Origin of the sequence: Rubrivivax albus (assembly GCF_004016515.1) — a bacterium.
In the GTDB taxonomy this organism is placed as follows: Bacteria; Pseudomonadota; Gammaproteobacteria; order Burkholderiales; family Burkholderiaceae_C; genus Rubrivivax; species Rubrivivax albus.
Window position 1 is genome coordinate 817,389 of the sequence record NZ_SACT01000002.1, and the last position, 20,378, is coordinate 837,766.

The following is a 20,378-nucleotide window of genomic DNA, read 5'->3' on the forward strand; positions in this document are numbered from 1 at the left end:
GCGCCGCGCACCGTCACTTCAGCCGTTCGCTGTCGAAGCCCACGCGGATGGCGCCCCAGTGGCGGCCGCCGATCATGATGGGCATGGACAGGTCGTTGACCACCTCGCCGGTGTCGCGCAGGTAGGTCTGGAACAGGAAGGGCTTGGTGTTGCGGGCCAGCTTGGCGCCCACCGGGTCGTCGAAGATGCGCTTGTGGCGGCTCTTGGCCAGGTCGTGGTCGTAGTCGCCGTTGGGCGGCTCGGAGAACTTGCGGTTGTGCGCCGGTGCATAGCCCTTGTTGTCGACGGCCAGCGCGTACAGGGCGCCGTCGAGCTGGCCCAGCAGCGCGTCGTACAGCGCCTGCAGTTCGGCCTCCACGGCCTGGTCGTAGCGCGTGGTGAAACGGGGCGGGTTGGAACCGGCGATGGGCTGGTAGTCCTGGTCGAAGATGGCCACGCCGGCGTCGGCATGGCGCTGCAGCGCGGCGGCGGTGTCGTCGCGCAGGCGGGTCGTGGCCTCGACCAGCGCATCGAAGGTGGTGCCGCCGGTGCGGAACTCCGCCAGCGTGCCCTGGATGGTCTCGGTGCTCTGGCGCAGGTCGTCCACGCGGGCGGCCGAATGGCCCATCAGCTCGTGCACCACGCGGGCGGAGTCCGACACCGCGCCGATGCGGGAGTTCATGTCGCGGTTGACGCCGGCGAGTTCGCCGATGGATCCGGCGATCTGCTGCACCGTGGCCGCCATGCTGCGGAAGTCGTCCACCAGGCCCTCGAAACGGCGGGCGGTGCTGTCGATGCTGCCGGCCGACTGCGTGACACCGGCGGTGATGGACGCCGTGCCGTCCATCGTCTGCTGCACCAGCGCCAGCATCGCGCTGCTGCGGGTGCTGATCTCGCTGGTTTCGTGGTTCACGCGCGCGGCCAGGCCGCGCACCTCGGCGGCCACCACCGAGAAGCCGCGGCCTGCTTCACCGGCACGGGCCGCCTCGATGGCCGCGTTGAGCGCCAGCAGGTTGGTCTGCATGGCGATGCCGCGGATGGTGGTGCCAATGGCCTCGATGGCGCGCGCGCCTTCGGCCAGCTGCTGCACCGTGGTGCCGAAGGCAGCCACGGTGGCCTCCATCTCGGCCATGCGCGCGCGCACCTGCTGCAGTTCGGTCATCGACCCGTCGGCCGACGCCAGGTTGCGCGACGACATCTCGGCAATCGTCTGCGCCCCGCCTTCCACCGCCTGCGACAGCTCGGTCACGCGCGCGGCGGCCTGCTGCAGGCTCTGCGCGTCCCCCAGCTGCTGTTCGGCCCGGGTGGCGGTGAGCTCCACGTGCTTTTTCAGGTGGGCCACGTTGGTGGCGGTGACGATGCTGCCGCCGCGTGCCGCCAGCACCAGACCGCGGATGCGGCTGAGGAAGCTCGACACCGCCCAGGCCACAGGGGTCAGCGGCAGCACACGGGTGTTCAGGGCCGCGGCGCCTTCATTGATGCGGGCCAGCGCCCAGCGGGCACTGCCAGGGATGCGGGTGAGGGCGGCGAGGTTCATGGCGGCTCGTCTTGTGATCGGGCGAGGGAACCTGGGGTATCGGGCCCTGGGCGCCGCACTTGAGGCGGGGCATCCCCATGCGGGAACCGGTACGCGTGTACAAAATGGGCCCGATGTCACGAATGAGCGCCCCGCTGACCTGTCGCCCCACCACGGCCGCCGACCTGCCGGCGCTGTCCACCCTGGCCCACGCCGCCTTCGGGCCCGACGAGGGCCCGGAGATCGCCGCGCTGCTGCACGGGCTGCTGGGCCACCCCATCGTCGCCGGCGGCCACCCGCAGGCGCTGTCGCTGGCGGCGGCCGACCCGGGCGGGCGGTTGTGCGGCCATGTGCTGTTCACGCCGGTGGCACTGGCCCCGGCACCCACACCGGCCGTGCCGGCCGCCATCCTGGCCCCGTTGGCGGTGGACCCGGCGCTGCAGCGCCAGGGCCTGGGCCAGCGGCTGGCGCGCGAGGGTCTGGCGCAGCTGCGCGACGCCGGCACCGCACTGGTCTTCGTGCTGGGCGACCCGGGCTACTACACGCGCCTGGGCTTTGCACCCGCCGCGCGCTGGGGCCTGCAGCCGGAGCACGCCATCCCGCCGGCATATGGCGACGCCTGGATGGTGCAGTCCCTGCAGCCCGGGGCGCTGGAACGGCTGGCGGCCGACGGCGTCACGCGCCGCGTGGTCTGCACCGGAATGCTGGGCGAGGCGCGCTACTGGGGGCCGTGAGCCGGCCACCCCGAGGGCCGGGCCCCCACCGGTCACCCACGCTCTTGCCCACACCACGGAAAGATCCCCCTGCCAGGCCCCGGAGCGCCTATGCTCCACGCCCGATGCACCCCCGCCGCGCCATCCTGCTGCTCAACGTGGCCCACGCGGTGGACCACATGGCGCTGCTGATCTTTGCCGCCGCGGTGGCGCGCATCGCCAGCGACTTCGGCTTTGCGCGCTGGGAGGACCTCATGCCCTTCGGCGTGGGTGCCTTCGTGATGTTCGGGCTGGGGTCGCTGCCCGCCGGCCGGCTGGGCGACCTGTGGGGCCGGCGCGCGATGATGGTGGTGTTCTTCTTCGGCATCGGTGTCTCGCTGCTGCTGGCGGCGCTGGCGCAGGGCCCGTGGCAGCTGGCCGCGGCGCTGACGCTGGTGGGCAGCTTTGCCGCCATCTACCACCCGGTGGGCATCCCGATGCTGCTGCAGGGTGCGGCGCGGCCCGGGGCCGTCATCGGCGTCAACGGGCTGGCGGGCAACCTGGGCATTGCCGTCTCCGCGGTGCTGACCGGTGCCCTGGTGCAGTGGGCCGGCTGGCGCGCCGCCTTTGCCGTGCCTGGTCTGGCGTGCCTGGCCCTGGGCGTGCTCTTCGTGCGCGTGGTGCCGCGCGAGACCGAGCCGCCCGTGCGTCGCAAGGGCGGTGCCACCGTGGCGCTGTCGCGGGCCGACGTGGCGCGGGCGTTGGTGGTGATGACGGTGGCGTCGGCCACCGGCGGCATCCTGTTCAACCTGACGACCAACGGCAACCCGCAGCTGCTGAGCGAACGCCTGGCCGGCGTGATGGACGACCCGGCCACGCTGGGCCTGCTGCTGGCCGGCGTGTATGCGGTGGCGTCGCTGGCACAGGTGGTGGTGGGGCGGCTGATCGACCGCTTTGCGCTCAGGCCGCTGTACCTGGGCGTGGCGCTGCTGCAGGTGCCGGTGCTGTCGGCCGCGTCGCAGGCCCAGGGCTGGTGGCTGTATGCCGCACTGCTGGGCACGATGATCCTGGTCTTCGGCGCCATCCCATTCACCGACGCGATGATCGCCCGCTACGTGGACGACCGCATGCGCTCCCGTGTGGCCGGGCTGCGGCTGGCGGTGTCGCTTGGCATCAGTTCGCTGGCGGTGTGGCTGCTGGGCCCGCTGGTCAAGCGCATGGGCTTCGACAGCGTGCTGCTGCTGCTGGCCGGCGTGGCGCTGTGCACCGCGTTCACGGTGCTGTGGCTGCCGCGGGAGCGGCCGGCCGCGGCGGCCGTGCAGCCGGCGCACTGAAGCCCGCCGTCCGGCCACCGCCTGCCCGCAGGCGCGGCAGGAAGTCACGCCTGCCGCGGGTGCGTGTTGCCGCATGTTTCAGGCGGGCGGCGTGTGAAGCATCTGGCCATCAGCTGCCGCCGCGATGGCCGATGCTGAGCGCATGCGCGCCACCCACGCCCGACCCCACCGCCCTGCGCTGCTGGCGCTGCTGTGCCTGACCGCTGCCGTCACCGCCTGCGGCGGGGGTGGCGGCGGCGACGACGGCACGGCCGCGTCGGCCAGTCCGCCGACCGGGGCGGCGCCAGCTGCACCCGCACCGGCACCGGCACCGGCACCGGCACCCTCGCCTGCCCCGGTTCCCGGCACCCGCGCCACCTGCGACCTGCCCGATTTCGAGGCCACCGTGATGGCCGCGGTGAACGCCTGGCGGGCGCGCGGCGCCACCTGTGGCACGCAGGCCTACCCGGCCGCCGCCGACCTGGCGTGGAACGCCACGCTGACCCAGGCCGCGCTGGTGCACAGCGAGGACATGGTGGCCGGCAACTTCTTCAACCACACCGGCAGCGACGGCAGCAACGCCGGCCAGCGCGCCACCGCCGCCGGCTACACCTGGCGCACCTGGGGCGAGAACATCGCCGCCGGGCAGGTGGGGGTGGACGCCGTGGTGGCGGCGTGGATGGCCAGCCCAGGGCATTGCGCCAACATCATGAATGCACGCTTCGGCGACATCGGCCTGGCGTGTGTGGCCGGAGGCAGCGGGAACACGTACCGGACCTACTGGACCATGGTGCTGGGGGCGGCGCGGTGACGGTTGGGCGCCGCGGCGTTCAGTCCTGCTTCAGGAGGTCGAGGAAGGCGGGGTTCAGGAAGACCTTCTCGCGCCCGACCTTGTGCTCACGCAGGATGCCGGCCGCGACCAGCGCCTTGAGGTAGACGCTCGCGGTCTGGCGCCTGGCCAGCCCGGCCTCCACGACATGGGCGATTCGGCAGTAAGGCCGTACGAAGACCAGTTCCGCCAGTTCACGGGAGTAGACCGGGCCGGCGTCGCGACGCATCCTCTCGGCCGTCTCCTCGAGCAATGCACGCACCGCCAGGATCTTGTCCAGGGTCCAGCGCGCGGTGTCTGTCACGCCGGCCAGCATGTAGAGCAGCCATGGCTCCCAGGCCCCGGCCTCCGTGACGGCCGACAGGCCACCGTAGTAACCGGCCTTGTGGCGAAGGATGTGGCGGCTCAGGTAGAGCACCGGGATGTCGAGCAGTCCTTGTTCGACCAGGTACAGCAGGTTGATGATGCGCCCGGTGCGGCCATTGCCGTCGGTGAACGGGTGAATGGCCTCGAACTGGTAGTGCCCAACGGCCATGCGCACCAGCGGATCGATCTCCGCCGACCCCGGCAGGGTGCCGTGCATCCAGCGTTCCCAGTTGGCCAGCTTCTCGCGCAGCAGGGCCTCCCCTTCAGGCGGCGTGTAGACGACCTGGCGGGTATGGTCGTTGGCGAGCGTCGTGCCCGGGGTCCTGCGGATGTCCATGTCGACACCCTTGATCACACGGCAGATCTGGATGGCCGTGTTCGTGGACAGCGGGCGGTTCTTCAGCGCCTGATGGCCTTGCCACAGCGCAGTGCGGTAGCGCAGGGCTTCCTTGGTCGCGGGGTCGGCTTCGCCTTCACTGACGCCGTCGAAGAGGAACATCTGGTCCGTGGTGGTCACGATGTTCTCGATCTCGCTGCTGGCCCGGGCCTCGAGCAGCGGGATCGAGTTGATCAGCACGCCCTGGTTGGGAATCAGCCGGCCGGCGGCCTTCAGTTCGGCCACCGCGGCGCGCGCTGAAATGCAGGCCTTGAGAACCGCCCGCGACTCCACGTCGACGGCTGGCGGGAGTGCCGGCAGGTCGTTGAAGGCGTGGGTCGGGTCGAAGGGCATGTGTCGATCAAGGCGCCCAGGATCGACTTATCGCCGGGACATGTTCATCGGATCGACATGATGCCAGAACGCGTCGATATTCCTGTCGTTTATCGACACATCTTCAGCACCTGCGGACAGGCTGGCCGGTCAGCGGCCCGGCCGACGTACAAGGGACGTGTCGATAGGCTGTGCATGTCAGCCACGACATGAATAGAAGTTCGGCTCCTTCATACACGTTGACCAACAGATGACCTGGTCCAAGCGCTCAGACCACCGGCTTGGCTCGGCCCTGTCCTCGGGACGACTGCATTCAAGAGTGCCGACCGTCAGGACAACCTGCCGTTGCACCCATGGCACCAGACCGCTCCTGGTCTGTCGACAACACACAGCCCTGGCATCACCCCAATTCCGGGATGCCGATCGAGCGCAGGTACCGGTAGGTGCCGTCGTAGAAGGCCGGGTCGCGCGTCGGGTCGTCGGGTTCGCCACGCGGCACCACGATCACCATGCCCTGGCGTGCTCGGGTCAGCAGCACCCTGTAGGCGTTCTTGAGGTAGGCCTGTCGGTCGGGCTTGAGAATGCGCTGCCACCGGCTGCCCACGAAGGAATGATGCTGCCAGCCAGTGCCGTGACGCCGGAGGTCCGCGTCCCAGACCACCCCGACCCAATCGAGTTCCAGCCCCTGAACCTGGGACTCGGTGGCCACGTCCTCGAGATAGAAGGACGAGCGGACGTCGTCCCGATCATCCAGAAACCAATGGACAGGATCGACCGGTGCGCGCACATCGATGGCGTGCGGTTTCAGGCGCAGCGCCTGTGACGAGACCACGAGGCCGTAGCGCTCGCTGCCCCGAGCCTGACGGCGCAGCCAGCGCCTGGCCTGTTCCACGCTGCGGGTCATCACCAGCGGAAATTGACGGGCGATCGAGCGGTAGAGGTCGGAAGCCACGTCGACCTCCAGGTCCAGCACATGGCGAACGAACGGGGACACCTGTTCGGCCCGGAACGAGCGCATCGAAACCGGCAGGTGCAGGTCGTCGTCGAAGTGCACCACACGCTGCGCCGCCAGCACCGCGATGGCATCGGCCGCCGCGTACTCGGACTCGGTCAGTTCCGACGACAGATGCACCTGCCAATCGGGATACCTGGTCCTGATCACCTCCAGCCATTCCCCGATGCCCGCCTCACCGGTGTTGATCTCCTGGCCACCCCCGACCAGACACACGACCACAGCCCAGTCTGGGTGTCGGTCCAGGCAGGAAATCAGGAAGTCAGGCTCGGACTGCTGAAAGCCGCGGTGACCCTTCTTGCGCTGCATGAAGTCGACCGTCTTCGCCAGATTCCAGGCGCGCTGTGCTTCGTCGAAGATGGTCACATGCTCGGGCGGCGGCGTGGGATCCTTCAGTCCTTCGTCACGAAAGTGATGCACGTTCTGAATAAAGGCCTTCACGGCCTGCCGGGCCTCGCCCTTCTTCACGGCACGACCCTGGAGCCGCTCCTGCTGGATGCGGTCCCGCGCCAAGGCTTCGGTCAGGATGGCGACCAGTGGGCCGTTGCCTGACAGGTAGACGCTGTGCAGTTCACTCGAGGCATCCTGGAATCGCGTCGCCACGTCGAGTCCAACCAGTGTCTTGCCAGCGCCTGGGACACCGGTCACGAAGCAGATCGATTTGCTCGACGAGTCACGCGACTGCCGAATGATGGCCGCGACCTTCTCCGAAGTGCAAGTCAGGTTCTTGGCGTCGGCCCCATGTCGCGCGATCTCCTGCACCGAATGACGCCGGTACAGGCTGGTCGCCGCTTCGATGATCGTGGGCGTGGGCCGATAGCGGCCACTTTCCCAATGACCAAGGGGTGCGCTTTCTTCAACACGCTGGCCAACGAGTTGCTGCAGCAACTCCGCGAAGCGATCGGCACAGACCAGGCTAGGATCGGCCACCCCGTCCGTCGAACGGTGTTCACCTCGACGGAGTTCTCCGCTTGCACCGGTGATCACGAGCACCGGGTAGATCGTTCGGTGATGGCTGGTCTCGTGGAAGTTCTTCAGATCGAGCGCGTAGTCCCAGGTCTGTTCCACATCGGCCCGGGCAAAGGCCGTCGCATTGGTCTTGAATTCGATGACGACCACCGCGCCATTCAGGAGCAGGACCGCATCGATCCGTTTGCCAAGCCGCGGCACCACGAACTCCAGGAGGAGTTCACCCGAAGGAAAGGCGGGCAGGGTCTCGCGCAGGAGCCGAATCTCCTCCAGCCACGCGTTGCGCTGGGCGATATCGACGGCAAACGTGCTCGCCGCCGTCAGCGCACCTAGGACGCTGTCCTCATCGCTTGCCAGGTATTCGCCGATGGAGTTGGCGTAATAGGCGCGCATGAGGCAGTCCCGGATCACACGTCGATATTCGCCGCCCTCAACGCATTGCTCTCGATGAAGTCCCGGCGCGGCTCCACCTCGTCGCCCATCAGCATCGTGAACACGCGGTCGGCCTCGATCGCGTCATCGATCTGCACCTTCAGCAGCCGGCGCACGCCGGGGTCCATGGTCGTTTCCCACAGCTGCTCGGGGTTCATCTCGCCCAGGCCCTTGTAGCGCTGACGGCCCACGCTGTTCTCGGCCTGCTGCATCAGCCAGGCCATGGCGGCGCGGAAGTCGGCCACCTTCTGTTCCTTCTGCTTGTCGCCTTCGCCACGCCGGGCCACGGCGTCGGCACCCAGCAGGCCCTGGAAGGTGCGGCCGGCCTGGCTCAGCGCCTCGTAGTCGGCACCATGGACGAAGTCGGTGGTGATCACGCTGCTCTTGACGTTGCCATGGTGGCGGCGGCTGATGCGCAGCAGGTGCTTGTCGCTGCGCGCGTCGTATTCGGCCGCCACCTCGGCGTCGTGCAGCGCAGCCTGCATGCGCACGGCACTGGCTTCGGCGGCTTCGGCCGTGTCCAGGTCCAGCACCAGGCCGTCGGCGATGGCGCGCAGGCCTTCCACGTCCATCCAGGCCGACAGGCGGTTGACCACGCTGTTGGCGCGCAGGTAGGCCGCGGCCAGCTCGGCCAGGCGCTCTCCCGCCAGTTCGGCTTGTCCGTTACCGGGGTCGATGCGCGCGCCGTCCAGCGCCACCTTCAGCAGGTAGGCGTCGAGCTCGTGGCCGTCCTTCAGGTACTGCTCCTGCTTGCCGTGCTTGACCTTGTACAGCGGCGGCTGCGCGATGTAGATGTGTCCGCGCTCCACCAGCTGCGGCATCTGGCGGAAGAAGAAGGTCAGCAACAGGGTGCGGATGTGGGCGCCGTCCACGTCCGCGTCGGTCATGATGATGATGCGGTGGTAGCGCAGCTTGTCGGGGTTGAAGTCGTCGCCGCCACCGCCGGCGCTGCCGATGCCGGTGCCCAGCGCGGTGATCAGCGTCAGGATCTCGTTGCTGGTCAGCAGCTTCTCGTAGCGCGCCTTCTCCACGTTGAGGATCTTGCCGCGCAGCGGCAGGATCGCCTGGAACTTGCGGTCACGCCCCTGCTTGGCGCTGCCGCCGGCGCTGTCGCCCTCGACGATGTAGATCTCGCACAGCGACGGGTCCTTCTCCTGGCAGTCGGCCAGCTTGCCAGGCAGGCCCAGGCCGTCGAGCACGCCCTTGCGGCGCGTCATCTCGCGTGCCTTGCGCGCGGCCTCGCGGGCCTTGGCCGCCTCGACGATCTTGCCGCAGACGATCTTGGCGTCGGTGGGGTTCTCCAGCAGCCACTCGCCCAGCTTGCTGGCCACCACGTCCTCCACCGGGCCGCGCACTTCGGAGCTGACGAGCTTGTCCTTGGTCTGGCTGCTGAACTTGGGCTCGGGCACCTTGACGCTGAGCACGCAGCACAGGCCTTCGCGCATGTCGTCGCCGCTGATCTCCACCTTGGCCTTCTTGGCCAGCTCGTTGTCGTCGATGTACTTGTTGATCACGCGCGTCATCGCCGCGCGCAGGCCGGTGAGGTGGGTGCCACCATCCCGCTGCGGGATGTTGTTGGTGAAGCACAGCACGCTCTCGCTGTAGCCGTCGTTCCACTGCATGGCCACCTCGACACCGATGTTGGTGGCGTTGTCGCTGGTGCGGTCGCCGGTAGCGTGGAAGATGTTGGGGTGCAGGGTCTTCTTGCCCTGGTTGATGAACTCGACGAAGCCCTTGACGCCGCCGACGTAGCCGAAGTTGTCTTCCTTGTTGTTGCGCTCGTCGACCAGGCGGATCTTGACGCCGTTGTTCAGAAAGCTCAGCTCGCGCAGGCGCTTGGCCAGGATCTCGTAGTGGAAGTCGGTGTTGGCGGTGAAGATCTCCTCGTCGGGCAGGAAGTGCACCTCGGTGCCACGCTTGTCGGTGGCGCCGGTGATCTTCATCGGGCTGACTTCGACACCGTCGCGCATCTCCAGCACGCGGTCCTGCGGGATGCCCTTGCGGAACTCGATGTAGTGCACCTGGCCGTCGCGGCGCACCGTCAGCCGCAGCCACTTGCTCAGCGCGTTGACGCAGCTCACGCCCACGCCGTGCAGGCCGCCGGAGACCTTGTAGCTGTTCTGGTTGAACTTGCCGCCGGCGTGCAGTTCGGTCAGCGCGATCTCGGCCGCCGAGCGTTTCGGCTCGTGCTTGTCGTCCATCTTCACGCCGGTGGGGATGCCGCGGCCGTTGTCGACGACGCTGATGCTGTTGTCGGTATGGATGGTGACGACGATGTCGTCGCAGTGGCCGGCCAGCGCCTCGTCGATGGAGTTGTCCACCACCTCGAAGACCAGGTGGTGCAGGCCGGTGCCGTCGGACGTGTCGCCGATGTACATGCCGGGCCGCTTGCGCACGGCCTCCAGGCCTTCCAGGATCTGGATGCTGCCTTCGCCGTAGGCGTCGGAACCGGGTTGCGGCGTGGTGTTCTCGCTCATGGTGGCTTTCTCTGGAAACACGACAGCGGGCCGGAGCCCGCTGGACGCTGGTCTGCGGCGCGTGGCCTCAGATGCGCATCGGCATGACCACGTACTTGAAGCCGGCCTGCTCCGGCACGGTCAGCAGCGCACTGGCCTGGCTGTCCTGCAGCTCGAGCTTGACCATCTCCTGCGGGATGTTGGTCAGCGCGTCCATCAGGTAGGTGACGTTGAAGCCGATCTCGATGGCGTCGCCGTTGTAGTCGATCTCGAGCTCTTCCTTGGCCTCTTCCTGCTCGGCGTTGCTGGAAGCGATCCTGAGCACGCCGGGTTCGATGTTCAAGCGCACGCCCTTGAACTTCTCGCTGGTCAGGATGGCCGCGCGCTGCAGGCAGCCCAGCAGCGGTACGCGGCCCAGCGTGACGTGGTTCTTGTGGTTCTTCGGGATCACGCGGTTGTAGTCGGGGAACTTGCCCTCGACCAGCTTGGTGACGAACTCCATGCCACTGAAGGCGAACTTGGCCTGGTTGGCGGCAAAGCGCATCTCGATGGCGCCGTCGTCGTTGTCCTTGTCGTCCTTGAGCAGGCGCTGCAGTTCCAGCACCGTCTTGCGCGGCAGGATGACCTCCTGCTTGGGCACCTCGTGGTCCAGCGTGGCCTGGGCCAGGGCCAGGCGGTGGCCGTCGGTGGCCACCAGGGTCAGCGTGCTGCCTTCGGCGATGAACAGGATGCCGTTGAGGTAATAGCGGATGTCGTGCACCGCCATCGCGAAGTGCACCTGGTTGATCAGGCCCTTGAGCGTCTTCTGCGGCACCGAGAACGCGGGGCCGAAGTCCACCGCCTCGTTGACCAGCGGAAAGTCGTCGGCCGGCAGGGTCTGCAGCGTGAAGCGGCTCTTGCCGCCGGTGAGGGTGAGCTTGGAGCCGCTGGCGCTGAGCGTGACGGTCTGGTCGGCCGGCAGCGCACGCAGGATGTCGATGAGCTTGCGCGCGCCCACGGTGACCGACAGGCTGCCGGCGTCACCGCCGAGTTCGGCCGTGGTGCGCACCTGGATCTCCAGGTCGCTGGTGGTGAACTCGATGGCCGGGCCGTTCTTGCGCAGCAGCACGTTGGCCAGGATGGGCAGGGTGTGCCGACGTTCCACGATGCCGGCCACCGACTGCAGGGCGGCGAGCAGGTTTTCCTGGGCTGCCTTCAGGACGATCATGTCTTTACCTTTTTAAGCCTGGTAGCCGTAGTAGGCCCCGGCCTGGGCTGTGAACAACGCTATTTTCGCCTGATTGATCAAGGCTTTAGTCGGGCACGAACCCTGTGGGTGGGAACAGGGATGGCGGCGTCGCGGATTGGGGACAAAACCGGGGTGCGGGCAGGGGCTGTGGACAAGGGCGCGGTTGTTCGGGAGATGTGCACAGGGTTGTGAAGGTGTCTGTTGTTCGGCACGGCACCCTACGCCCTCGCAGCGCTCGGGCGGTTCGCTCACGGCCCGGCAAGCATGCCAGGCCGGTTCCACAGGCGAACGGGTCCGCGCAGGCGGACCTGTACGTCCTGCCTCACCCCTTGAGCGTCTGTTCCAGCACGTGCAGCTGCTGGTTCAGTTCGCTGTTCTTCTGCCGTTCGCCGCCGATCTTGCGCACCGCGTGCAGCACCGTGGTGTGGTCGCGGCCGCCGAAGAGCTCGCCGATCTCGGGCAGGCTCTTCTGCGTCATCTCCTTGGCCAGGAACATGGCGATCTGGCGCGGGCGGGCGATCGAGGCCGGGCGCTTCTTGCTGTACATGTCGGCGACCTTGATCTTGTAGAAGTCGGCCACCGTCTTCTGGATGTTCTCGACGCTGATCTGCCGGTTCTGGATCGACAGCAGGTCCTTCAGCGCCTCGCGGGCCAGCGCGATGTTCACGTCCTTGTGCGTGAAGCGCGCGTAGGCCAGCACCTTGCGCAGTGCACCCTCGAGCTCACGCACGTTGGCGCGCACGTTCTTGGCCACGAAGAAGGCCACGTCCTCGGGCATCTCCACGCCGTCCACGCGCGCCTTCTGGATCAGGATGGCCACCCGCATCTCCAGCTCCGGCGGCTCGATGGCCACCGTCAGGCCGGCGTCGAAGCGGCTGGTGAGACGTTCGTCGATGTCGACCAGGCCCTTGGGGTAGGTGTCGCTGGTCATGATGATGTGCGCGCGCTTGGCCAGCAGCGCCTCGAAGGCGTTGAAGAACTCCTCCTGGGTGCGCTCCTTGCCGGCGAAGAACTGCACGTCGTCGATCAGCAGCAGGTCGAGCTGGTGGTACTTGGCCTTGAGCTCGTCGAAGGTCTTGCGCTGGTAGTTGCGCACCACGTCGCTGATGAACTGCTCGGCGTGCAGGTACAGCACGCGGGCGTCGGGGCGGTCCTTCAGCAGGGCGTTGCCCACGGCGTGCACCAGGTGGGTCTTGCCTAGGCCCACGCCGCCGTAGATGAACAGCGGGTTGTACATGGCGCCCGGCGCACCGGCTACGTGCAGTGCGGCGGTGCGCGCCATCTGGTTGGCGCGGCCGGCCACGAGGGTGTCGAAGGTCAGCGCCGGGTTGAGCTTGTGGCGGCTGGCCGCCGGGGGAGGCGTGGCGGTGCCGTCGGCTGCTGCGGCCAACGTGGCAATGCTGGTGGCTGCGCTCGCCGCCACCAGGCCCGGCGCCGCGTCATGGGCCGGCGACGTGCTCGCCGCGGGGCCCGGGCGCACGGGGGGCAGCTCACGCGGCGCCAGTTGCAGGTCCAGCCGCACCGGCAGGCCGGCCAAGTCGCTGAGCACGGTTTCGATGCGGCCGGCGTACTGGCTGCGGATCCAGTCGAGCTTGAAGCGGTTGGGCACGCGCAGCGCCACCCGCATCGTGTCGTCGTCCTGCGGCAGCACTTCGGCCGGGGGCAACGGGCGGATCCAGGTGTTGAACTGCTGTTCAGGCAGTTCGCTCGCGAGGCGCTCGCAGCCACGCTGCCATAAGTCGGGCGTCATACCGGTGGGGTGTGGAAATCTTCTTGTCTCGGCGCCGCGCAGGGGGGTCCTGACGCTGCGGGGAGGGCAGTTATCCACAATGTCGCGCCAATGGTCAAGCCCTGCGCATCACCGCAGGTTGTGGTGCAAGTCTTTGACCGGAAAAGGCTTTTCTGCTCTAATGAAGGGTTCCCCGGATCCGGAAAAATGCGGGGGCGGCACGTGAATGTGCCGATCTGGCAACGGCCGTGCGCTCGCGCGGCCCGCCCTTCGAGGCGGGCCCCTGCAGGTGCCGGTGCGCCAGGGTGCCGGGGATGCCGAATCCACAGGGGCTGTGTCCAGGGTGGTCGTTGCAGGCCCGTTCCCCTGCGCGTGCCGAGGGCACATCAGGCAGGTCGGCATCCACCCATCCGCCCCAAGGCATGTTCCCGGTTCGACCTGTGCCTGGCCACCCGCCCGGCCTGGGCTTTTTCGCAGCCTCCGGCGCCAGGTGACGGCGCCATCACCGTCCAGGACTTCATCATGAAGCGCACCTACCAGCCTTCCAAGACCCGCCGCGCGCGCACCCACGGTTTCCTCGTCCGCATGAAGACGCGCGGCGGCCGTGCGGTGATCAAGGCGCGACGCGCCAAGGGCCGCAAGCGCCTGGCCTGAGCGGCGACATCGGTGGCAGGCTGCCATCGCCGGCCGCGATGATCGGGCGCCTTGTGCACAGCGCCGATTTCCAACGCCTGCTGTCCACGCCGCCCTGGTCGCGGAGTGCCCACTTCGCCGTGCATCACCTGCCGGCGGCGCCGTCACGCCCCCGTCCTGCTGGAAAGCAGGCTGCCCGGCAAGAGTTATCCACAGACGACGTGAACAAGTCACCGCAACCTGTGGATGACTTGAGCGGGCGGTTCTGGCTGGGTGCCGTGCTCCCCAAGCGTCTGGCTCGACGGGCGGTCACACGCAACCTGTTGCGGCGGCAGATCCGCGCGGCGCTGCAGCGGCACGCCGGGTCGCTGCCCGGTGGCCTGTGGGTGGTGCGGCTGCGCAGCGGCTTTGCGCGCAGCGACTTCGTGTCCGCGGCGTCGGAAGTGCTGCGTGCGGCTGCCCGCGGCGAACTGGATGCTGCCCTCGGGACGGCAGGGCGGAGCGCGTCACGACCGGATCGCGGCGCCCGCGCCACCGGAGGGCATGCGCCGTGACCACCCTTTGGCGCCGCATGGGCCAATGGCCCCGCCAGCTGATGATCGGCATCGTGCTGGCCTACCGCTACCTGCTCAAGCCCTGGCTGGGCAACGCTTGCCGCTTCGAACCCAGTTGCTCACAGTACGCGCTGGACGCGCTGCGCCGCCACGGTGCCGTGGCTGGTGGCAGCCTGGCCGCGGGCCGCCTGCTGCGCTGCCACCCCTGGTGTGACGGCGGTCTGGACCATGTGCCCGCGCGCGCGCCCGGCCTCTTCACGCGCCTGGGCCTGGGCGCCGACCCCGACTCTCCCGACTTCTCGCATCGGACTCCTTCATGACCGACATTCGCCGCACCCTGCTGTGGGTGGTCTTCACGATGTCGCTCGTCCTGCTCTGGGACGCGTGGAACAAGCACACCGGCCAGCCGACGATCTTCGGCATGCCCAAGGCCCGGCCCGCAGCGTCGGCGCCGGGCACCGCCCCGGGCGCCACGGCGGCCAGCGGCGTGCCGGCGGCCATTGCCACCACCGCGGGCACCGCCGCAGCCGCGGGTGTGCCGGCTGCTCCCGCTGCACCAGCAGCCGAGACGGTGACGGTGGAGACGGACGTGGTGCGCGCCACGCTGGACAGCCGCGGCGGCACGCTGGTGGGGCTGGAACTGCTGAAGTACGCCGACCAGAACGACGCCACCCGTCAGGTCAAGCTGCTCGACCAGAGCGCCACCCGCGTGTACCTGGCGCAGACCGGCCTGATCGCGCAGACCAACGGCGTCAGCCTGCCCAACCACCTGACGCCGATGCGCGTGCTGCCGGGCGAGCGCCGGCTGGGCGACAAGGCCACGGAAGTGAGCGTCAGCTTCGAGAGCACGACGCCCGAGGGTCTGACGCTGCGCAAGACGCTGCGCTTCCCGCGCGGTGCCTACACCATCGGCGTCACGCACGAGGTGGTCAACGCCGGTGCGGCGGCCGTCAACCCGCAGCTCTACCTGCAGCTCACGCGTGACGGCAACAAGCCCGAGGGCGAGTCGAGCTTCTACTTCACCTTCACCGGCCCGGCGGTCTACACCGACGCCACGAAGTTCAGGAAGATCGACTTCGACGACATCGCCAAGGGCAAGGTGGACCTGCCGTCGCCGGCCACCGAAGGTTGGGCCGCCATGGTGCAGCACTACTTCACCAGCGCCTGGCTGCTGCCCGAGGGTGCGCAGCGCGAGTTCCGCACCGCCAAGGTGGCCGACAACCTGTACTCGGTGGCGCTGGTGACGCCGATGGGCGAGGTGGCGCCGGGTGCCAGCACCACGCAGTCGTCCACGCTCTACGTCGGCCCGCAGGAGGAGTACAAGCTCGCCGCGCTGGCGCCAGGCCTGGACCTGGTCAAGGACTACGGCTGGCTGACCGTGCTGTCCAAGCCGCTGTTCTGGCTGCTGACCCAGCTGCACAACCTCATCGGCAACTGGGGCTGGGCCATCGTGGCCCTGGTGGTGGTGCTGAAGATCGCCTTCTACTGGCTCAACGCCAAGGCCTACGCGTCGATGGCCAAGATGAAGGCCATCAACCCCAAGGTGATGGAGATGCGCGAGCGGCTGAAGGACAAGCCGCAGCAGATGCAGCAGGAGATGATGCGCATCTACCGCGAGGAAAAGGTCAACCCGCTGGGCGGCTGCCTGCCCATCGTGGTGCAGATGCCGTTCTTCATCGCGCTGTACTGGGTGCTGCTGTCCAGCGTGGAGATGCGCAATGCGCCGTGGATCGGCTGGATCACCGACCTGGCGGCCATCGACCCCTACTACATCCTGCCGGTGTTGATGACCGCGTCGTCGCTGTTCCAGGTGTGGCTGAACCCGACGCCGCCGGACCCGGTGCAGGCCCGGCTGATGTGGATCATGCCGCTGGCCTTCGGCGTGATGTTCTTCTTCTTCCCGGCCGGTCTGGTGCTGTACTGGCTGACGAACAACATTTTGTCCATTGCCCAGCAGTGGTACATCAACAAGCGGCTGGGCGTGCTGGGCAAGTGATGGTCGGGCGGTGGCTGCCGGGGCCGATGGCCGAATGCAGGCTTAGTTCACGGCCACCGCCGTCTGTCCGCTGCCACGGGGGTTGATCCGGCCCGGCCCAGGGCCGACGATGCAGTCATGCGGGTCGACCCGGCACATGCCGGCTCAGGAGCCCGGCCCGTCGGCCACGCGGCCAGCCGGGCCTCTCCACCCGCGCCATCTTCCGCCGGGGCGCGCCAGAATCAGGCCACCATGCGCTCCGGCCCCGCCGCGCCACCGGCGCCCACCGAACCCATCGCCGCCATCGCCACCGCCCCCGGGCGCGGTGCGGTGGGCATCGTGCGCGTTTCCGGTTGGGGCCTGCAGCCGCTGATCGACGCGATGTGTGGGCGCTCGCTCACACCGCGGGTGGCGCATTACGGGCCGTTCCAGGCCGAAGACGGCTCGGCGATCGACCAGGGCCTGGCGCTGTACTTCCCGGCACCGCACAGCTACACCGGCGAGGACGTGCTGGAACTCCAGGCCCACGGCGGCCCGGTGGTGCTGCAACTGCTGCTGGCGCGCTGCCTGGCGGTGCTGCCGGGGCTGCGGCTCGCGCGGCCGGGCGAGTTCACCGAGCGCGCCTTCCTCAACGACAAGCTCGACCTCGCCCAGGCCGAGGCGGTGGCCGACCTCATCGAGGCCGGCACCGAGGCCGCGGCCCGCAGTGCGGCGCGGGCGCTGGCCGGCGACTTCTCGCAGCGCATCGACGCGCTGGCGGGGCGCATCGTGCACCTGCGCACCCTGGTCGAGGCCACGCTGGACTTCCCGGAGGAGGAGATCGACTTCCTGGAACAGGCCCAGGCACGGCGCCAGCTCGACGAGATCCTGGCCGCGCTGGATGCCGCCACCGCCGGCGCGCGCCAGGGCGCGCTGCTGCGCGAGGGCATGCGCGTGGTGCTGGCCGGCCAGCCCAACGTGGGCAAGAGCAGCCTGCTCAACGCACTGGCTGGCGCGGAGCTGGCCATCGTCACGCCGATCCCTGGCACTACGCGCGACCGTGTGGCCGAGACGATCCAGATCGAAGGCGTGCCGGTCCACGTGGTCGACACCGCCGGCCTGCGCGCGCACGACGAGGCGGCCGACGAGGTCGAGCGCCTGGGCATCGGCCGCAGCTGGGACGCCATCCGCGACGCCGATGCCGTGCTCTTCCTGCACGACCTGACGCGGCGTGGCGAGCTGGCCTACGAGGCGGCCGACGCGGCCATCGCCGCCGAGCTGCCGGCCGCGGCCGTGCTGCACGTGTTCAACAAGGCCGATGCGGCACCGGTCACCGCCAACGGCCTGCCCGACGGCGCCATCGTGCTGTCGGCCCGCACCGGTGCCGGGCTGGACGCGCTGCGTGCCGACCTGCTGCGGCGGGCCGGCTGGCAGGCGGCCGCCGAGGGCGTGGCGATCGCGCGCACGCGCCACCTGCAGGCGCTGTCACGCGCCCGCGGGCATCTGGAGGTGGCGGTGACGCTGGCGTCACCGTTGGCGGCGCACCACGACGCGCCGCTGGACCTGCTGGCCGAGGAACTGCGCCTGGCGCACCGGGCGCTGGGCGAGATCACCGGTCAGTTCGGTGTCGAGGACCTGCTGGGCGAGATCTTCTCGAACTTCTGCATCGGGAAATAACATGAGTTCCTAGGTCGTCCAACGGAATCTAGTCAACGCACACAAGCCGCTGTCAGACGCGGCTTTTTTGTTCCTACAATGTCCTAGCTGACCCAACACAAGCCTAGGCTTTTGGTGTCCAAGAACGTGTCCATACTGACGCTTGGACACGAAGACGCCGACAACTTGGACATAGGAGTACGGGAAGTGGCACTCACCGACACGGCGTTGAAGGCGCTGAAGCCCATGGATAAGGTGTTCACGGTGGCAGACGACCGGGGGTTGTATGTGGAGGTGTTCCCCACGGGCGGCGTGGTCTGGCGCTACCGCTACCGGCTGAATGGCAAGCTGGAGAAGCTGACCCTGGGCAAGTACCCGGCGCTGACGCTGAAGAACGCCCGCAAGAAGCGGGACGAGGCCGCCGAGGCGGTGGCGATGGGGACGTCACCAGCCCAGCAGAAGCAACTCGCCAAGGTGGCGGCAGCCGATGCAACGACCGTGGCCGAGTTTGGCGAACGCTTCTTCGCCGAGATCGTGGCGAAGGACCGCGCCGACCTGACCATCCCCCGCCGGTACTTCGACAAGGCCATCGTGCCTGCCATTGGCGCCAAGCCGGTGCGTGACGTGACCACCGAGGACGTGAGGGCCATCATCTGGCGCAAGAAGGACGAGGGCTTCGACGCTGCCGCCGGACAGATTCGCGGTGTATTGAAGCGGCTGTTCGACTTCGCCATGACGGCGGGGCTTGTGACGACGAATCCGGTCCTGGCGCTGCCCATGCGTCACGTTCACAAGGCCAAGGCCCGCGAGCGCGCACTGTCGCCAGAGGAAATCAAGACCTTCCTGCGCGCTGCCTTCGAGTCCAACATTCGGCGCCAGTTCAAGATCGGGTTGCACTTGATCCTGCTGACAATGGTGCGCAAGTCCGAACTACTCTTGGCGCGCTGGGAGCATGTGGACTTCGACGCAGCCGAGTGGCACATCCCGGTCGAGCACTCAAAGACCGGCAAGCCACACATCGTGTTCTTGTCCACGCAGGCCGTGGCGCTGTTCAGGGAACTGCAGGCGCTGGCCGGCGGAAGCTCGCTGGTGATGCCCGGCCGCGGCAGCCTCACCAAGCCCTTTGCGCACAACGCGATCAACAACGCGCTGAAGGTGGCACTGGCCGGGCAGGACATTCCAGCCTTCACGGTCCACGACCTGCGCCGCACTGCATCCACGCTGTTGCATGAGAACGGCTGGCCGTCAGACGTGGTGGAAAAGGCGCTGAACCACACCATCGGCGGCGTTCGCGGGGTCTATAACCGCGCTGAGTACGCCACGCAGCGTCGCGAAATGCTGCAGCAATGGGCCGACACCATCGAAGCCTTGATGGGCTCAGGCCGCGTGATCTTGGGCCGCTTCAAGCCTGCCGCTTGAACTGCGCGCACCCTATCATTTTGATAGTATCGTTGCCCCGTGTCCGGCCCCACTGACCGCCAACTCGAAAGACACATCCGGGCCAGTGCAGCCGACTCGGCGAACGTCGTGCTGACGTTACATGCCGAGCGACGGATGAAGCAACGGCGCATCACGCGGGCGATGTTGGCGGAAACGTTGAAGATGGGGCTGTTGGCACGACGCCCGGAACCCGACATGCGGCATCCGGGACTGAAGTGCGAGATGCGCCGCCTTGTGGCCGGCGTGAACGTGGCGGCCGTGGTGTACGTGGAGTACCCACAGCCGGCGCTGATCGTGGTGACGGTGATCGACGTGAGCGAAGGATGAGCATGTACCACTACACCGACGGCGGACTGCGCAACGTGTGGCTGGTTAACGGCTACACCCGGCACCGCACGCCGTTCGGCGAAGGCGTGTCGATTCACGACCTGGACGGGCTGACGATGGCGATCTGCACGGCGCTGACCAAGAAGCCCGGGGCACTGACCGGTGCAGAACTCCGCTATCTCCGCAGCAGCGGGATGCTTCTGTCCCAGCCTGCCCTGGGCAAGATGATGGGTGCCGACGGGCAATCGGTCGCACGCTGGGAGAAGACTGGCCGCGTCCCCAAGTGGGCCGACAAGCTGGTGCGGCTTCTGTACCTGGCGCATGCCGATGGCAACGTGTCGATCCGCCGCGCGATGGATCGCATCCGCACCGTGGAGCGGCTGACCGGGCAGCGCATCGTCGTCAAGGAATCGCGCGGGCGTTGGTCGTCGAAGTATGACGCCGCCGCGGCGGATGCCACTGACGAGCTCGCCGTGTGATCCTGGGTCGCGGCAGGCATTTGGCTTGAAGAGAGGGTGTCGCCCAGTGCGACAGTGAGCGGGGTTAGCGTTGCCCAGGGATGTTTCCCGTAGCATCCCCAACGA

The 20,378-nt window shown here is 68.2% G+C and carries 17 protein-coding genes; 11 read left to right on the plus strand and 6 right to left on the minus strand.

The features are described from left to right. Nucleotides 1-13: 13 nt before the first annotated feature. Nucleotides 14-1,516, minus strand: coding sequence for a methyl-accepting chemotaxis protein (locus tag ENE75_RS09960; RefSeq protein WP_128198101.1), 1,503 nt, complete (start codon nt 1,514-1,516; stop codon nt 14-16). A 122-nt stretch (nt 1,517-1,638) separates the two neighbouring features. Between ENE75_RS09960 and ENE75_RS09965 the strand changes: the two genes are divergently transcribed. The 3 genes from ENE75_RS09965 to ENE75_RS25080 all read left to right on the plus strand — a co-directional run bounded on the left by ENE75_RS09965 (nt 1,639) and on the right by ENE75_RS25080 (nt 4,311). Beyond that, on the plus strand, nt 1,639-2,229 hold the full coding sequence (locus tag ENE75_RS09965) for a GNAT family N-acetyltransferase (protein ID WP_128198102.1): 591 nt from the start codon (nt 1,639-1,641) through the stop codon (nt 2,227-2,229). Between the two features lie 104 nt (nt 2,230-2,333). Next, on the plus strand, nt 2,334-3,521 hold the full coding sequence (locus ENE75_RS09970) for an MFS transporter (RefSeq protein WP_233259004.1): 1,188 nt from the start codon (nt 2,334-2,336) through the stop codon (nt 3,519-3,521). A gap of 142 nt (nt 3,522-3,663) precedes the next feature. Continuing rightward, nucleotides 3,664-4,311 carry a CAP domain-containing protein gene (locus tag ENE75_RS25080; protein WP_199232255.1) on the plus strand — a complete coding sequence of 216 codons (648 nt, stop codon included), beginning with the start codon at nt 3,664-3,666 and terminating at the stop codon, nt 4,309-4,311. 19 nt (nt 4,312-4,330) lie between these two features. On the opposite strand, the gene fic is transcribed toward ENE75_RS25080, so the two are convergent. The 5 genes from fic to dnaA all read right to left on the minus strand — a co-directional run bounded on the left by fic (nt 4,331) and on the right by dnaA (nt 13,251). Continuing rightward, the gene (gene fic, locus ENE75_RS09980; RefSeq protein WP_128198103.1) at nt 4,331-5,425 is read right to left on the minus strand and encodes a protein adenylyltransferase Fic; all 1,095 of its coding nucleotides are present in this window, start codon (nt 5,423-5,425) and stop codon (nt 4,331-4,333) included. 379 nt (nt 5,426-5,804) lie between these two features. Continuing rightward, a complete protein-coding gene (locus tag ENE75_RS09985; protein WP_128198104.1) occupies nt 5,805-7,778 on the minus strand; it encodes a DUF2075 domain-containing protein in 1,974 nt (657 codons plus the stop codon). 14 nt (nt 7,779-7,792) lie between these two features. After that, nucleotides 7,793-10,294 carry a DNA topoisomerase (ATP-hydrolyzing) subunit B gene (gene gyrB, locus ENE75_RS09990; RefSeq protein WP_128198105.1) on the minus strand — a complete coding sequence of 834 codons (2,502 nt, stop codon included), beginning with the start codon at nt 10,292-10,294 and terminating at the stop codon, nt 7,793-7,795. 67 nt (nt 10,295-10,361) lie between these two features. Further along, complete coding sequence (gene dnaN / locus ENE75_RS09995; RefSeq protein WP_128198106.1) at nt 10,362-11,480, minus strand: DNA polymerase III subunit beta; 1,119 nt, start codon at nt 11,478-11,480, stop codon at nt 10,362-10,364. Between the two features lie 343 nt (nt 11,481-11,823). After that, the gene (dnaA, locus tag ENE75_RS10000) at nt 11,824-13,251 is read right to left on the minus strand and encodes a chromosomal replication initiator protein DnaA (RefSeq protein WP_128198107.1); all 1,428 of its coding nucleotides are present in this window, start codon (nt 13,249-13,251) and stop codon (nt 11,824-11,826) included. 501 nt (nt 13,252-13,752) lie between these two features. Here dnaA and rpmH point away from each other — a divergent pair. From rpmH to ENE75_RS10040, 8 genes are all read left to right on the plus strand, one after another. Beyond that, entirely contained in the window at nt 13,753-13,884 is a 132-nt protein-coding gene (rpmH, locus tag ENE75_RS10005; RefSeq protein ID WP_128198108.1) for a 50S ribosomal protein L34, read from the plus strand. Nucleotides 13,885-13,922: 38 nt separating this feature from the next. After that, a complete protein-coding gene (locus tag ENE75_RS10010) occupies nt 13,923-14,417 on the plus strand; it encodes a ribonuclease P protein component (RefSeq protein ID WP_128198109.1) in 495 nt (164 codons plus the stop codon). Nucleotides 14,418-14,434: 17 nt separating this feature from the next. After that, nucleotides 14,435-14,737 carry a membrane protein insertion efficiency factor YidD gene (gene yidD / locus ENE75_RS10015; protein ID WP_128198271.1) on the plus strand — a complete coding sequence of 101 codons (303 nt, stop codon included), beginning with the start codon at nt 14,435-14,437 and terminating at the stop codon, nt 14,735-14,737. After that, nucleotides 14,734-16,413: a membrane protein insertase YidC gene (gene yidC / locus ENE75_RS10020; RefSeq protein WP_128198110.1), complete on the plus strand. Its 1,680-nt coding sequence runs from the start codon at nt 14,734-14,736 to the stop codon at nt 16,411-16,413. Before yidD ends, yidC begins: the two co-directional genes overlap by 4 nt. Nucleotides 16,414-16,644: 231 nt before the next feature. Continuing rightward, nucleotides 16,645-18,048, plus strand: a complete 1,404-nt coding sequence (gene mnmE, locus ENE75_RS10025; protein WP_128198111.1) for a tRNA uridine-5-carboxymethylaminomethyl(34) synthesis GTPase MnmE — start codon at nt 16,645-16,647, stop codon at nt 18,046-18,048. Between the two features lie 186 nt (nt 18,049-18,234). Beyond that, nucleotides 18,235-19,446 (plus strand): tyrosine-type recombinase/integrase, encoded by a 1,212-nt coding sequence (locus tag ENE75_RS10030; RefSeq protein WP_128198112.1) that lies wholly within the window; start codon nt 18,235-18,237, stop codon nt 19,444-19,446. A gap of 39 nt (nt 19,447-19,485) precedes the next feature. Next, entirely contained in the window at nt 19,486-19,794 is a 309-nt protein-coding gene (locus tag ENE75_RS10035) for a DUF4258 domain-containing protein (protein WP_128198113.1), read from the plus strand. A 2-nt stretch (nt 19,795-19,796) separates the two neighbouring features. After that, nucleotides 19,797-20,273, plus strand: coding sequence for a hypothetical protein (locus tag ENE75_RS10040; protein ID WP_128198114.1), 477 nt, complete (start codon nt 19,797-19,799; stop codon nt 20,271-20,273). Nucleotides 20,274-20,378 lie beyond the last annotated feature (105 nt).